Annotated in this window: 11 protein-coding genes, 1 tRNA gene and 1 pseudogene; 5 read left to right on the plus strand and 8 right to left on the minus strand. The window is 69.1% G+C overall.

The window, feature by feature from the left end; translation table 11 throughout:
* Window positions 1-191: 191 nt before the first annotated feature.
* Window positions 192-3,005 carry a type I DNA topoisomerase gene (topA, locus tag QXK92_RS27805; protein WP_306247178.1) on the plus strand — a complete coding sequence of 938 codons (2,814 nt, stop codon included), beginning with the start codon at window positions 192-194 and terminating at the stop codon, window positions 3,003-3,005.
* Here topA and QXK92_RS27810 read toward each other — a convergent pair.
* Entirely contained in the window at window positions 3,002-4,603 is a 1,602-nt protein-coding gene (locus tag QXK92_RS27810) for an adenylate/guanylate cyclase domain-containing protein (protein WP_306247180.1), read from the minus strand. The genes topA and QXK92_RS27810 overlap by 4 nt on opposite strands.
* Window positions 4,604-4,764: 161 nt before the next feature.
* Between QXK92_RS27810 and QXK92_RS27815 the strand changes: the two genes are divergently transcribed.
* The 3 genes from QXK92_RS27815 (at window position 4,765) to QXK92_RS27825 (ending at window position 7,025) form a co-directional block, all read left to right on the plus strand.
* Entirely contained in the window at window positions 4,765-5,982 is a 1,218-nt protein-coding gene (locus tag QXK92_RS27815) for a DNA polymerase III subunit delta' (protein ID WP_306247181.1), read from the plus strand.
* A gap of 24 nt (window positions 5,983-6,006) precedes the next feature.
* A tRNA-Thr gene (locus QXK92_RS27820) sits at window positions 6,007-6,082 on the plus strand.
* Window positions 6,083-6,173: 91 nt separating this feature from the next.
* A complete protein-coding gene (locus tag QXK92_RS27825; protein ID WP_306247184.1) occupies window positions 6,174-7,025 on the plus strand; it encodes a PE family protein in 852 nt (283 codons plus the stop codon).
* Here QXK92_RS27825 and QXK92_RS27830 read toward each other — a convergent pair.
* From QXK92_RS27830 to QXK92_RS27840, 3 genes and pseudogenes are all read right to left on the minus strand, one after another.
* A complete protein-coding gene (locus QXK92_RS27830) occupies window positions 7,022-7,804 on the minus strand; it encodes an enoyl-CoA hydratase/isomerase family protein (protein ID WP_306247186.1) in 783 nt (260 codons plus the stop codon). The genes QXK92_RS27825 and QXK92_RS27830 overlap by 4 nt on opposite strands.
* Before the next feature lie 26 nt (window positions 7,805-7,830).
* Window positions 7,831-9,024: pseudogene (locus QXK92_RS27835) on the minus strand (PE family protein); the annotation flags it as partial.
* Between the two features lie 74 nt (window positions 9,025-9,098).
* Entirely contained in the window at window positions 9,099-10,901 is a 1,803-nt protein-coding gene (locus QXK92_RS27840) for a hypothetical protein (RefSeq protein WP_306247188.1), read from the minus strand.
* On the opposite strand from QXK92_RS27840, the gene QXK92_RS27845 reads away from it, so the two are divergent.
* The gene (locus QXK92_RS27845) at window positions 10,867-11,811 is read left to right on the plus strand and encodes an NAD-dependent epimerase/dehydratase family protein (RefSeq protein ID WP_306247190.1); all 945 of its coding nucleotides are present in this window, start codon (window positions 10,867-10,869) and stop codon (window positions 11,809-11,811) included. The two genes, QXK92_RS27840 and QXK92_RS27845, sit on opposite strands and share 35 nt — an antisense overlap.
* On the opposite strand, the gene QXK92_RS27850 is transcribed toward QXK92_RS27845, so the two are convergent.
* The 4 genes from QXK92_RS27850 to QXK92_RS27865 are packed head-to-tail and all read right to left on the minus strand — an operon-like array spanning window position 11,808 to window position 14,658.
* Entirely contained in the window at window positions 11,808-12,146 is a 339-nt protein-coding gene (locus QXK92_RS27850; protein ID WP_306247192.1) for a DUF2304 domain-containing protein, read from the minus strand. The two genes, QXK92_RS27845 and QXK92_RS27850, sit on opposite strands and share 4 nt — an antisense overlap.
* 13 nt (window positions 12,147-12,159) lie before the next feature.
* On the minus strand, window positions 12,160-12,861 hold the full coding sequence (locus QXK92_RS27855) for a glycosyltransferase family 2 protein (protein WP_306247195.1): 702 nt from the start codon (window positions 12,859-12,861) through the stop codon (window positions 12,160-12,162).
* A 13-nt stretch (window positions 12,862-12,874) separates the two neighbouring features.
* The gene (locus QXK92_RS27860; protein WP_371934620.1) at window positions 12,875-14,173 is read right to left on the minus strand and encodes a hypothetical protein; all 1,299 of its coding nucleotides are present in this window, start codon (window positions 14,171-14,173) and stop codon (window positions 12,875-12,877) included.
* Window positions 14,170-14,658 (minus strand): inorganic diphosphatase, encoded by a 489-nt coding sequence (locus tag QXK92_RS27865; RefSeq protein WP_306247199.1) that lies wholly within the window; start codon window positions 14,656-14,658, stop codon window positions 14,170-14,172. The genes QXK92_RS27860 and QXK92_RS27865 overlap by 4 nt, the downstream gene beginning before the upstream one ends.
* Window positions 14,659-14,661: the final 3 nt, after the last annotated feature.

Genomic DNA, 14,661 nt, shown 5'->3' on the forward strand with positions numbered 1-14,661 from the left:
CCCATGCCGGGGTGGGCCGGTTTGCGCGGGCCCGCCCAATGGTGCGAAATTGTCAGTTGCCCGCGGGGCAACGGCGCGGCGGCGTACCAAAGGTGGACCGGAAATCCGGAATATCGGGGAGCCGCCCTGTCATTGTTTCTGCGAGACGGTTCCGCCCAGGGGCCGACACAGGAGATGGAGCGTAGGCGCAGTTGGTTGACCGGGCCCCCAAGAGGGCTAGCAGCAGCGGCCGAAACGGCAGCACCCGGCGACTCGTGATCGTGGAGTCGCCCACCAAGGCGCGCAAGCTGGCCGGATATCTGGGTTCCAATTACATCGTCGAGTCGTCCCGCGGTCACATCCGCGACCTGCCCCGCGCCGCCGCCGACGTGCCCGCGAAGTTCAAGTCCGAGCCGTGGGCGCGGCTGGGCGTGAACGTCGATGCCGACTTCGAGCCGCTCTACATCATCAGTCCGGAGAAGAAGAGCACCGTCACCGAGCTCAAAGGCCTGCTCAAGGACGTCGACGAGCTCTATCTGGCAACGGATGGTGACCGCGAAGGCGAGGCGATCGCCTGGCACCTGATGGAGACGCTCAAGCCGCGCGTTCCGGTCAAGCGGATGGTGTTCCACGAGATCACCGAACCGGCCATCCTGGAGGCGGCCGAAAACCCCCGCGACCTGGACATCGATCTGGTCGACGCGCAGGAAACCCGCCGCATCCTGGACCGGCTGTACGGCTACGAGGTCAGCCCCGTGCTGTGGAAGAAGGTTGCGCCCAAACTGTCGGCGGGCCGGGTCCAGTCGGTTGCCACCCGGATCATCGTGCAGCGCGAACGCGACCGGATGGCGTTCCGCAGCGCGTCCTACTGGGACATCCTGGCCAGGCTGGACGCCAGCGTGTCCGACCCGCAGGCCCAGCCGCCCACGTTCGCCGCGCGTCTGACCAACGTCGACGGCCTGCGGGTCGCCACCGGCCGTGACTTCGACTCACTGGGCGCCCTGCGCAAGGCCGACGAAGTGGTGGTGCTCGACGAGGCCGGTGCGACCGCGCTGGCCACCAGCCTGCAGGGCGCGCAGCTCAGCGTCGCTTCGGCCGAGGAGAAGCCCTACACCCGTCGTCCGTACCCGCCTTTCATGACGTCGACGCTGCAGCAGGAGGCCGGCCGCAAGCTCCGGTTCTCCTCGGAACGCACCATGAGCATCGCGCAGCGCCTGTACGAGAACGGCTACATCACCTATATGCGTACCGACTCGACGACCCTGTCGCAGTCGGCCATCACCGCCGCGCGCAACCAGGCGCGGCAGCTTTACGGCGAGGAGTACGTGTCGCCGTCGCCGCGGCAATACACCCGCAAGGTGAAGAACGCCCAGGAGGCGCACGAGGCCATCCGGCCCGCCGGAGAGACCTTCGCCACCCCGGACGCGGTGCGCCGCGAGCTCGACGGCGACGAATTCCGGCTCTACGAGCTGATCTGGCAACGCACGGTGGCCTCACAGATGGCCGATGCGCGGGGCACCACGCTGAGCCTGCGCATCGAAGGCCGCGCCGGTGAGCAGCAGGTGGTGTTCTCGGCGTCCGGGCGCACACTGACCTTCCCGGGCTTCCTCAAGGCCTACGTGGAAACCGTCGACGAACTGGCCGGCGGCGAGGCCGACGACGCCGAGCGCCGGCTGCCCAACCTGTCGCCGGGGCAGCGCCTGGCCGCCATCGAGCTGACGCCGGACGGCCACTCCACCAACCCGCCCGCGCGCTACACCGAGGCTTCGCTGGTCAAGGCGCTCGAGGAGCTGGGTATCGGCCGGCCGTCCACCTACTCGTCCATTATCAAGACCATCCAGGACCGCGGGTACGTGTACAAGAAGGGCAGCGCCCTGGTGCCGTCCTGGATCGCCTTCGCGGTGATCGGATTGCTGGAACAGCATTTCGGCCGGCTCGTCGACTACGACTTCACCGCGGCGATGGAGGACGAACTCGACGCGATCGCTTCCGGCAACGAGCGACGCACCAACTGGCTCAACAACTTCTACTTCGGCGGCGACCACGGGGTGCCCGACTCGGTGGCCCGCTCCGGTGGCCTGAAGAAGCTGGTGGGCGTCAATCTCGAAGGCATCGACGCGCGAGAAGTGAACTCCATCAAGGTGTTCGACGACGCCGAAGGCCGGCCTGTCTACGTCCGTGTCGGCAAGAACGGGCCGTATCTGGAGCGCACGGTGACCGGTGACGACGGTGAACCGACTCCGCAGCGGGCCAACCTGAACGACTCGCTGACCCCCGACGAGCTGACTCTCGAAGTGGCAGAAGAGCTTTTCGCCACTCCGCAGGAGGGACGCGTGCTCGGCGTCGACCCGCAGACGGGCCACGAGATCGTGGCCAAGGACGGCCGGTACGGGCCGTACGTGACCGAGGTCCTGCCGAAGCCCGAGGGTGACGACGGCGGCGCCGCCGCCGGCGCCAAGAAGGGCAAGAAGCCCACCGGACCGAAGCCGCGCACCGGTTCGCTGTTGCGCACCATGGACCTGCAGACGGTGACGCTCGAGGACGCGCTGAAGCTGCTGTCGCTGCCCCGGGTCGTCGGCGTGGACCCTGCCTCCGGTGAGGAGATCACCGCCCAGAACGGGCGTTATGGCCCATATCTCAAGCGCGGCACCGATTCTCGTTCGCTGGCGACCGAGGACCAGATGTTCACCATCACCCTCGACGAAGCGCTCAAGATCTACTCCGAGCCCAAACGTTCGGGGCGGCAAGCTGCTTCGGCGCCTCCGCTGCGTGAGCTGGGCAACGACCCTGCTTCGGGCAAGCCGATGGTGATCAAGGACGGCCGCTTCGGGCCGTACGTCACCGACGGAGAGACCAACGCGAGCCTGCGCAAGGGCGACGACGTCTTGTCGATCACCGATGAGCGCGCCGCGGAACTGCTGGCCGACCGCCGCGCCCGCGGGCCGGTCAAGCGGACCGCGAAGAAGGCCGCCCGCAAAGCACCGGCCAAGAAGGCGCCGGCCAAGAAGGCCGTCAAGCGCAGCTAGCGGCCCGCGTCGCTGGAGACTTCCTCCGATTCACAGGCGCCCTCCGGCTCGGCCAGATTCAGCGGGCGTGCCAGCTGCGTGGGCGCGGCGCGGCCACGCAGAAAGACCACCTCACCCACGTCCCAGCACAGGGCCTCGGCGTCCAGGGCGCCGCTGACCGCGATCGCCGAGGCCAGCACATGCCCTTCCTCCAGCTTGGCCAGCTCGGTGAGCCGGGCGGCTTCGTTGACCGGGTCGCCGATGACGGTGTACTCGAAACGCGCCTGCGCCCCGATATGCCCCGCGATGGCGCGGCCCGCCGAGACGCCGATACCGAACTCGGCGGATCCCAGCACGGGAATGAGCTCGTCGTGCAGCTCGCGGGCGGCGGCCAGTGCGGCGCCGGCGCCGTCCGGATGCTCGATCGGCGCGCCGAAGATCGCCAGCGCAGCGTCGCCCTGGAACTTGTTGACGAACCCGCCGTGCCGGCCGACGGTGTCGACCACGACACGGAAGAACTCGTTGAGCAGGTGGACCACCTCGACGGGCGGTCGCGACGCCGCCAGCTGAGTGGACCCCACCAGGTCCACGAACAACACCGCGACGTCGCGCTCCTGCCCGCCCAGCTCGGTGCCCCGCTCGAGGGCCCGCCGGGCCACGTCCTCGCCCACGTAACGGCCGAACAGGTCGCGCAGCCGCTGCCGTTCGGACAGGTCGCGCACCATGTCGTTGAAGCCGGACTGCAGCAGTCCCAGCTCGCTGGCGTCGTAGATCTGCATGTGCGCGTTGTAGTTGCCTCGCTGCACCTCCGACAGCGCCCAGCGGAGCTGACGCAGCGGGTCGGCGATCGACATCGACACCAGCAGTGTGCTGGCCGCTCCGATGCCCAGGGCCGCCAGCGCCAGCAGCAGGATGGGGTTGAACAGCTTCTCCGGCGAGGCGTGCAGCAGCGCGATCTTGTCCGAAACCACTGCCAGCACGATCGCCAGCAGCGGGACGGCCGTCGACAGCACCCAGGTCAGCATCAATCGCAGGATGACGCCGGGTGCCCGCACGCTCTCGGGTACGCCACTGCGCAGCGCGGCGACGGCGACGGGGCGCAGCACCCGTTCGGATTGCAGGTAGCCGATGATCGCGGTGGCGGTGGCGCCCAGCGCGGTGGCGACCACCACGACCGGCGCGGCCTGGCGTGCCACCGACCAGCTGGCCATGATGAACACCACGCTCCCGACCGCCCAGGACGCCGCGCTGGTCAACGTGCGGTAGAACGGCATCCGTAATGCCCGGGTGCGGGCCAGTTCGGTGGTCGACGGGTCGGCTTCGACCAGCAGGTTGTCGCGGCGTTGCCAGCGGAAAACCGGCACCAGCAATTTGAGGTTCCAGGCGAACCCCGCGAAGAACAGAAAAATCACCGAGCTGATGAAGATCGCGACGTTCAGCGTCGGCAGGTCGCCCAGCTCGATCCGGTCGTGCGGCGGCAGACCGTAACGCAGGAAGCCCAGAACGAACAAGCCCCCGATGATGTCGGCCTGCAACATGCTCAGCGAGAAAACCGGCCATGGAGTGCGCACCACCCACTTGGCGAATGCACTGATCCGCCGCGGGAGTGTTGTTGCCATGGTCACGCACCCACCGTATCGGTCAGCGGGGACTCGCCGGAAACTAAAAGTGTCCCCGGCAGGTCGTGCGACGTGGGCAAAAGTTGCCGAAAGATCACGGATTTATCGCAAAACGGATGCTGATCGGTCTCCGTCGGGGGTCCTCACTACTGTTGCCGATGATGACCGGGGTGTTTACACGGCTGGTAGGCCAGCAGGCGGTGGAAGCGGAACTGCTCGCCGCCGCCCGGTCCGCACGCGGTGCCGCCGAGGGTGATCAGAGTCACGCAGGCGCCGGCCTGGGAACTATGACACATGCATGGCTGATAACCGGTCCGCCGGGTTCCGGCCGTTCGGTGGCCGCTCTTTGCTTCGCGGCGGCGCTGCAATGCACGTCAGAAGGCGAGCCGGGGTGCGGGACGTGCCGCGCCTGTTCGACGACGATGGCGGGCACCCACGCCGACGTCAGGCGGGTCATCCCCGAAGGCCTGTCGATCGGTGTGGACGAGATGCGGGGCATCGTGCAGGTCGCGTCCCGGCGCCCCACCACCGGTCGCCACCAGATCGTGGTGATCGAGGACGCCGACCGGTTGACCGAAGGCGCCGCCAACGCCCTGCTGAAGGTCGTCGAGGAGCCGCCTCCGTCGACGGTTTTCCTGCTGTGCGCCCCGTCGGTGGATCCCGAGGACATCGCCGTCACCCTGCGCTCCCGGTGCCGGCACGTGGCGCTGGTGACACCGCCCACCGAGGCCATCGCGCAGGTGCTGATCGACGGCGACGGACTGGACGCCGGCACCGCCGGCTGGGCGGCGTCCGTCAGCGGCGGGCACGTCGGCCGGGCGCGCCGGCTGGCCACTGACCCGGAGGCCAGGCAGCGACGCGAGCAGGCACTGGAGCTGGTACGTGACGCCGCGCGGCCGGCGCGCGCGTACACCGCGGCCGAGGAACTGGTCGCCGCGGCCGAAGCCGAGGCGGTGGCGCTCACTGCCGGGCGGGCCGAGGCCGAGACGGAAGAACTGCGCACCGCGCTGGGAGCGGGCGGCACCGGCAAAGGTGCGGCCGGGGCGATGCGCGGCGCCACAGGAGCGATCAAGGATCTGGAGCGACGGCAGAAATCCCGGCAGACCAGGGCCTCGCGTGACGCACTGGACCGGGCGTTGATCGACCTGGCCACCTACTTCCGGGATGCGCTGGTGGTCTCCGCGAACGCCGGCCAGGTTCGGGCGAACCATCCTGACATGGCCGAGCGGGTGGCGTCGCTGGCCGGGCACGCCACCCCCGAGCGGCTGCTGCGCTGCATCGAAGCCGTGCTGGAATGCCGTGAAGCCTTGGCGATCAACGTCAAGCCCAAGTTCGCCGTCGACGCCATGGTCGCAACCATCGGCCAGCAACTGCGTTAGACTCGTGCCGCCCGCGAGGGTACGGCCGCCTTAGCTCAGTCGGTAGAGCGATTCACTCGTAATGAATAGGTCAGGAGTTCGATTCTCCTAGGCGGCTCCACTGCTCGACCTCCCACGCCGATCAAATGCCGGTGGCGCCGGCGACTCCCGTCCATAATCAGGAGTCGTTCCAGGTTGGGGGAGGAAACCGCATGTCGCAGCTGTTCGTGGCGCCAGACTTGCTGACGCTGGCGACCGCGGACGTCGCAGGCATCGGTTCCGGCCTCGAGGCGGCGCGGCTGGCCGCGGCTGCGCCGACTACAGCTCTCGCGTCGGCGGCCGCCGACGAGATATCGGTGGCGGTCGCCGCCCTCTTCTCCGGATTCGGCCAGCAGTACCAGGCACTGGGCGCGCAGACGGGGGCGCTGCTACAGCAGTTCGGGCAGTCGATCCAAGCGGCGGCCCAGACGTACGCGGCCGCCGAGGCGACGAACTCGTCACTGCTGGTCGGCTCCGCCATCGACCGCGTCACCGGGTTCATCGCTCGCCAATTCGCGATCTACGACTTCAGTGACCCGCGCGGCTGGGCCGCTTTCCTGCTGGACTACACGTGGGGGGCGCCGGGCACCGCACTGGGCTATGCCGTACAGATCGTCAACGATTCGACCCCGAATTCCAACTACGATGCAGCGCTGAGCGCGGTAGCGGGCTCGCACGTCTACCGGGGCGGCATCGGGCTCCCCGGCTATGCCACCACGTTCGGCAACGTCACTAGTCATCTCGGCTACAGCCCGAAGGCCGTGGATCTCATGCTCAACCATGAAGCACTGCACGTCTGGCAGAACCGGTTGTTCGGGCCGCTGTTCTCGGCCAGCTATTCCGCCTGGACTACGGGCGGAACGATCGCCGGTTACGGCTACTGGTTGTTGCACCCCGAGGAAGACTTGTCCCGCGTGATCACGACGCTGGCTTATTACGACAACCCCTGGGAGACATGGGCTTACCGCAACGACCATGCCTGGCCGCCGCCAGGGGCGATCCCCGCGCTGCTCTGGCCCTCCTAGGCGAATTCGGGTCGGCGCTTGTTCAGGAACGCGTCGATGCCCTCCCGGCCGTCGGGGCCACCGGCGCATGCCGCGATCATGCGGCCTTCGATCTCCATCTGTTCCTCCAAGCCGTTGCTGAAGCTCATGAGCAGCAGCTTCTTCACCGACGAACTGGAAAGTTTTGCCGCAGAGCTCATTTGGGTGACGAGAGCTTCGGCCCGGTCGGTCAGCGCGTCGTCGGGCACGGCCTCGGTGACCAGGTGCCACTGTGCCGCCTCCGTGGCCGACAGCCGTCGGTTGGTCAGCATCAGCTCCTGGGTGCGCCGCACTCCCACCAGCCGCGGCAGGTAGTACGACGAACTGCCGTCGGGGCTCAGTCCCGCCCTGGTGTAGGCCATCGTGAAGGACGCGGATTCGGCGGCCAGCACCAGATCTCCCATCAGGGCAAGGCTGAATCCGGCCCCGGCCGCGGCGCCGTTCACGGCGACGACCAGCACGGCGTCCATGCGGGCGAAGGTCGAGATCGCCCGGTGCAGGTCGTCGGCGATGCCCTTGACGAATCGGCCCGCACCCAGGGGCGAGCGCGCCATCGCCTGCAGGTCACCTCCGGCGCAGAAGAACCGGCCGTTGCCGGTGAGCAGGACGACCTTCGTCTCGGCGACATCGCAGCGGCTTGCCGCATCCATCAGCTCGCGGGCCATCACATCGTCGATGCTGTTCGCCGCGTCGGGCCGATTGAGCGCAATGCGTGTGACGGGCCCGTCCTGGGCGAAGTTGAGGGTCTCGTAGCTGGTCATCCTGGGATGCTAGCCAGGGCGGCTCAGCCGTCGGGCCCCGGTAAGCCGGCCGCGCCGAAGATCAGGCCCTTCGCGCCACCGGGCCCGCCGGTGCCGCCGACGGCGACGCCGAAGGGCGGACTGGGCACTCCGCCGGCCCCGCCGCTGCCGCCGGTGCCGAGATACTTCGCCGATCCGCCGGCCCCGCCGTCACCGCCGTCGCCCCCCGACCCGCCGACTCCGCCGACCCCGCCGGCTCCACCACCGCCGGCATTCCCGCCCGTGCCGATCCATCCGGCGTCACCACCCCGGCCGCCGGCGCCACCGTCGCCGCCGACGCCGGCCGCGACACCTGCGGCCTCACCGCCCTGGCCGCCGGACCCGCCCACGCCGCCGTTGCCGTACAGCAGGCCTGCGGCGCCCCCGGCTCCACCGGCGCCGCCATTGCCCCCTACGCCGCTGCCACCCGCCAATCCACCCAAGCCCCCGGCACCGCCGTTGCCGCCACCGCCGAACAGGAAACCACCTTGGCCGCCGGCGCCCCCGCCGCCGCCGGTGCCGCTGAGTGCGCCGACTCCGCCCGCACCACCGATGCCCCCGAAGCCGATCACCCGGGCGGCCCCGCCGGCGCCGCCGAAGCCGCCGCCCAGTCCGCCGGATCCGCCGCCACCGCCGTTGCCCAGCAGCCATCCGCCGGCGCCGCCGGCGCCGCCACCGGCTCCGCTGCCGCCGGTTCCGCCCCGACCGCCGTTGCCGATCAAACCCGCCTCGCCGCCGGCGCCGCCGGCCTGAGCGGCCCCGCCGGCCGCGCCGTTTCCGCCGTTGCCGAGCAGCAGGCCGCCGGCCCCGCCGGCGCCTCCCGGCGTCGTGGCATCGGCCCCGTTTCCGATCAACGGCCGGCCCAGCAGCGCCTGGGTGGGCGCATTGATGAGGTCCAGCACCGGCTGCAGCGGACCGGCGTTGGTGGCTTCCGCCGCGGCGTATACCCCGGCGCCCGAGGTCAGCAACTGCACGAAGCGGTCGTGAAAAGCCTCGGATTGGGCGCTCAGCGCCTGATACTGCCGCGCGTAGCCGGAGAACAGCGCCGCTACCGCCGCCGACACCTCGTCGGCTCCGGCGGCCAGCACGGCCGAGGTGGGCGGCGCCGCGCACGCGTTGGCGGCGCACAGCGCCGACCTGATACCCGCCAGATCCGTTGCCGCGGAGGTTATCAGCTCCGGAACCGCAACAAGGTTCGACAACGCTGCCCTCCCACTCGGACTGGTCGACAAGAAGGGTATCGGGATCGCCCGTCAGAACGTTTCATTTCGGCGGCTCAGAGCGGCGCCAGAAACCCCACCGGTCCCGAGGCCAGGCACAGCGACAGCGCGGCCGTCGTAGCCCGTACCGTGATCGCGCTCCCGGCGCCCGGCAACCGCGCGTACACACGATTGAGTCCCGGGTGCACCGGCACCTTGACCTCGGGCCCCTCCGACAGCGCCAGCATCATCGAGCCGTCGGTGTTGCCCAGATAGTTCAGCTCGACTGTCCAGTCGGCCGGCAACAACGGCCCGTCCAGAACCATGCGGGCCGGCTGATCGGGCTGGGCGAAGTAGCCGCAGTTTGCAACGGGACCGGGTGTGATGGTCCGCACCCAGGTCACCCGGGCGCCGGCCAGTTTGCCCTTGCTGTCCAGCATCCGCAATTGCGTTGTCGCCGAGGCAAATTCGGGTCGATCGCGGACCAGGGCGAACATGTGGCTGGCCAGATTCTCCGGCCACGCCACCCGTTGCAGCACCAACGGATCGACCTCCTGGTCCAGCAGTGGCACCGCGGAATCGGTGGCCGCCAGGCCGGCTTGAGCGTTCTTCAGGTACGGCTCGGCCGGATTGTCGCGCCAGGACGTGAGAAACGTCAGCGTCGAATGCAGGCTGCTGGCCAGAAACAACAGCGCCGCAACGCTTGTCAGTGCGGTACGCGTCCGCGAGGTGTCCAGCCACCTCGACGACTCCCGGTTCGGCGCAGTGAAGGCGACGGCGGCCAGCAGCGCGAGCACGACGACCAGATCGGGAAAATAGCGCAGCGTCTGCGCCAGTTCCAACGCGGTGAACCGCGACGACCGCATCAGATAAATCGGCACCTGGCAAGCGACCGCGTACCCGGCCGCGGTGAGCCAGACCAACCCGATGCGCCGTTTGCGGATCAGCGAAACAGCGAGCAGCCCAACCAGAATGAACCAACCCAGCAGCATCACCGACGTCGGTGGAGTGGCCCAGGGGGAGGCCGGGGCCCAGCGCGCCCAGTCCCACGGCCCGCCCGCCAGTCCCGGCACGATGCCGTGGGTGACCGACCGGCGTAACAGGGCCCCGGTCATCGCCAGATCCGAACTCCAGCGTCGCTGGTTCACCACCGCCAGGTACAGCGCCACCCAGCCCGCGGTCAGCGCCAGCGACGCCACCCACAACCGCAGACCGCCGCGCCACGTCGTTCGCAGGGCGGCCCGGTCCCCGGACACGTGGCACAGCAGCGCCACCACCGCGAACGCGACGAACGGGATCACCGCCGCCTTCTCGAAGAACAGCAGGCCGCCGAAGTAGACCAGCACACCCGTGACCGCGTAGCGCGCGTTGCCGGTACGGACCAGCAGCACGGCGTCGCCGCAGACCCAGGCCAGTGCCGTCAGCATGGGCAGCGAGTTGAGCGCCGCCGACCACCAGGCGAAGCCGGTGATCCCCAGTGGCGTGAACAGTGCGAACGTCAGCGGGATCGGCAGCACCGGACGCCAGCCCAGGACCACGTACAGGGCGCGTAGCAGCGACAGCGACGCGATTAACTGCAGCACCACCAGGCTGACCGCCGGCCACGTCCAGACCAGCGGGGCCAGCCGGGTGATCGCCCCGGCCACCAGGAACGCGCCCGGCATGACGTGTCCGTCGTGGTCGTCGAACAGGTACGACGGCGAGAGCAGGCCCTGGGTGCCGGCCCGGCCGATGAGAATCAGATCGTCCCAATAGAAGTAGCCACCGAACGCCAACACGGCACGAACGCCCAGCTGCGCGACGATCAGCGCGGCTGCCACCGCGGCGACTCTGTATGGTGGGCCGGTGCGAGCACTGGTCACCGGGGCAGCCGGTTTCATCGGGTCGACGCTAGTCGACCGTCTCCTGGCCGACGGGCACACGGTGGTCGGCCTGGACAACTTCGCCACCGGCCGGGCGACCAACCTGGAGCACCTCGCCGACAACCCGGAACACGTCTTCGTCGAGGCCGACATCGTCACGTCGGACCTGGACGCCATCCTCGGTGAGCACAAGCCGGAGGTGGTCTTTCACCTGGCCGCGCAGATCGACGTCCGGCACTCGGTGGCCAACCCGCAGTTCGACGCCTCGGTCAACGTGATCGGCACCATCCGGCTTGCCGAAGCGGCCCAGCGTGCCAGAGTGCGCAAGGTGGTGCACACCTCGTCGGGCGGGTCCATCTACGGCGTGCCGCCGCAGTACCCGACGCCCGAAACGGTGCCGACCGACCCGTTCTCGCCCTATGCCGCCGGGAAGGTGTCCGGGGAGATCTACCTGAACACCTTCCGGCATCTGTACGGCCTGGACTGCTCGCACATCGCGCCCGCCAACGTCTACGGGCCGCGCCAGGACCCGCACGGCGAGGCCGGCGTGGTGGCGATCTTCGCCCAGGCCCTGCTGGAAGGCAGGCCCACCAAAGTCTTCGGTGACGGCTCCAACACCCGCGACTACGTGTTCGTCGACGACGTCGTCGACGCCTTCGTGAAGGCGGCCGGGGATGCCGGGGGCGGGCAGCGTTTCAACGTCGGAACCGGCATCGAGACCTCGGACCGTCAGCTGCATACCGCGGTCGCGGCTGCGGTCGGCGGCCCCGACGACCCGGAGTTCCATCCGCCGCGGCTGGGCGACCTGAAGCGGTCATGCCTCGACATTGCCAGGGCCGCAGAGGTTTTGGGCTGGCGGCCACAGGTGGGGTTGGACGAGGGTGTGCGGCGCACCGTGGAGTACTTCCGCCAGCACAAGCACGCCTAGACTTCGGGCGTCTGCGCTCCCTCGAGCGCGATCGCGCGAGCCAGCCGGGCGTAGCGCAACTCCAGGTCCTTGAAGCGCATGTAGGTGCTGAGCGTGGTGAAGCTGAACGCCATGATCAGCCCGTAGAGCATGAGGTCGGTGCCGCGCCGCACGCCGAACCAGTGCGCCACCAGCGTGGTGTCGTCCGGTCGCAGTACCGCATAGACCCCCAGCAGCACGAACAGGACGTAGCCCACTTTCACCCAGGCGCGGGCCCGCGCACTGCGCCGCGACCGCAGCAGGAACACCAGCAGCGCGATGATCGACCCGATCAGCAGCACCTGGATCCAGTTCATTCTCCGGTCCTTTTCATCTCCGCATCCTCCCTCGCAGAAAACCGTCGAAGATGATGTTGACGCCGTTGAGCAACGGCTGCCCCTTGGACTTGGAGTACTCGGTGTAGAGCACCTCGACCGGCACTTCGGCCACCCGCCAATGGTTTTCGGCGATCATCATGACGATCTCGGTGGCGTGGCTCATGCCGCTCATGGTGATGTTCATGCCGTCGGCGACGGTCTTGTTGAACACCCGCAGGCCGTTGTTGGTGTCGGTCAGGCCGAGCCGGCGCCCGCGGCGGCTCAGCCGCGCGGCGGTCTGCAGCACCATGCGCTTGAGGAACGGGGGCCGGTTGGTGACCTGCTGGCCGAACCGGGTGCCGATCACAATGTCGACGTCGCCCTGCTTCAGCCGGTCGATCATCGTGGTCACGTCCTTGACGCGGTGCTGTCCGTCGGCGTCGAAGGTGGCGAAGACCTGGGCGCCGGGCTGGTTTCGGGCGTATTCCACGCCGGTCTGGATCGCCGCACCCTGGCCCAGGTTGATGGGATGACGCACCAGGAACGCGCCAGCCTGCCGGGCGATCTCGCCGGTGCCGTCCGCGCTGCCGTCGTCCACGCAGACGACGTGGTCGAAGACCGTTCGCAACTCGGCGACGACCTCGCCGATGACGGCGGCTTCGTTGAAGGCGGGGACGATGATCCAGGCGTCGGAGTAATCCATTTTCAGGGCCATTTCAAGGCCAAAATTACACGCGTCCGCCGCGTCCGAGCGCGACCAGATGGACGGCGATTCCCACCATGGGACCGCACAGCAGGCCGATGACGGTGCGGGTCTCCAGTGCCAGTGGCAGCGCCAGCAGCAGCCCGGAGGCGACGGTGGCGCTGACCCAGCCCAGCGAGTACGCCCGGTGCAGCGCGGCCGCCACCGACGCGGCACCGGTCAGGGTCAGCAGGGCGATGGCGACGGCGGCGGCCGTCAGCCAGGCCAGCAGCGCGCTACTGGCCTGGTACTGGGAACCGAACGCGAACCGCAGCAACCACGGCCCCACCAGGCCGGCCAGCAGTACCCCGACCCCGCCGATCCCGGCGATGAGCAGGGCGGGCGAGATCAGGGCCCGCAACCGGTGGCTGCGCTCGTCCACGAAATGCGCGATGAGATTGCCCTGCATAGCGGTCAGCGGCACCAGCAGCGGCGCCCGGGTCAGCGTCACCGCCAGAATCACGACGCCGCCCTGGGCGCCCAGCTCGGTAGACGTCAACTTCAGCAGGACCGGAAACCCCATCACCAGGATGGCGCTGGCGCCCGCCGCGGTGATCGAGTGGGCCGCGCCGCGCAGAAACGTCGCGGTGCTGCCGGGCGTCAGCACACGTGCCGCTGTACGGGCTGTCGGCGAGGTGGCCAGGATGATCAGCCAGGCCACCGCCCCCGCGACCGTCGCCCACAGAAACCCGACCAGCCCCCAGCTGAGCACAAAGGTCGCCGTCGCGACCGCCACCCGGATGACGGCGTCGGTCACCATCAGCGCGCCGTACTGGCCCCACCGGTTGACGCCGGCGAGCGTGCCCAGCAGCGTCGCGTGCAGGCAGAAACCCGCCAGTCCGACGCTGAGCAGGAGGACCGACAGCCAGCGGTCCTCGACGAAGACCCGTCCGCTCCACAGCACCGAGCTGCCCGCGATCAGGACGGCAGAGGCCAGTCCGACCATGCCGGCGACGCGCAGCGGATGCGTTCGTTCCCCGTCCGGGCGCACGTCCAGGTACTGCATCGCGCGGACCTCGCGGGTCGTTTCCTGAAGCAGGCCGTTGGCGGCGCCGGTGACCAGGCCGAACGCTCCCCAGAAGACGCCGAAGACAGAGAAGCCGCCGGGTGCCAGGTTGCGCGCCGCCAGATAGATCACCGCATAGCCGCACAGCGCGGTCACCGCCGTTGCGGTGCCGACCCGGGCGACGCTGCCGCGTGCGACCGGGCCCACCGACGCGCCGGTGGCTCCGGTGGTACCCGCGCCGTCCGTCACCGTCGCGACACTATCGGACGCGGACTTCAGTGCCCTTCGGCCTGGAACCGCTCCACCGACCGCTGCACCTCAGCCTCGGCCTCGTCCCGGCCCACCCAGTCGGCCGCCTTGACGAACTTGCCCGGCTCGTTGTCCTTGTAGTGCTCGAAGAAGTGCTTGATGTCGTCCAGCTCGTATTGGGGGACGTCGCCGATGTCCTGGACGTGATCCCACCGGTGGTCACCGGCCGGCACGCACAGCACCTTGTCGTCGCCGCCCTTCTCGTCGACCATCCGGAACATCGCCACCGGCCGCACCTCGATCAACACGCCGGGGAACACCGGCTGGGGCAGCAGCACCAACGCGTCCAGCGGGTCACCGTCCTCACCGAGGGTGTCCTCGATGAAGCCGTAATCGGCCGGGTAGGCCATCGGGGTGTGGAGGTAGCGGTCCAAGCGCACGCGGCCGGTCACGTGATCGATCTCGTACTTGTTGCGCTGGCCCTTTGGGATTTCGATGGTCACGTCGAATTGCACGGG

The organism is Mycobacterium sp. TY815 (assembly GCF_030755135.1).
Classification (GTDB): Bacteria; Actinomycetota; Actinomycetes; order Mycobacteriales; family Mycobacteriaceae; genus Mycobacterium.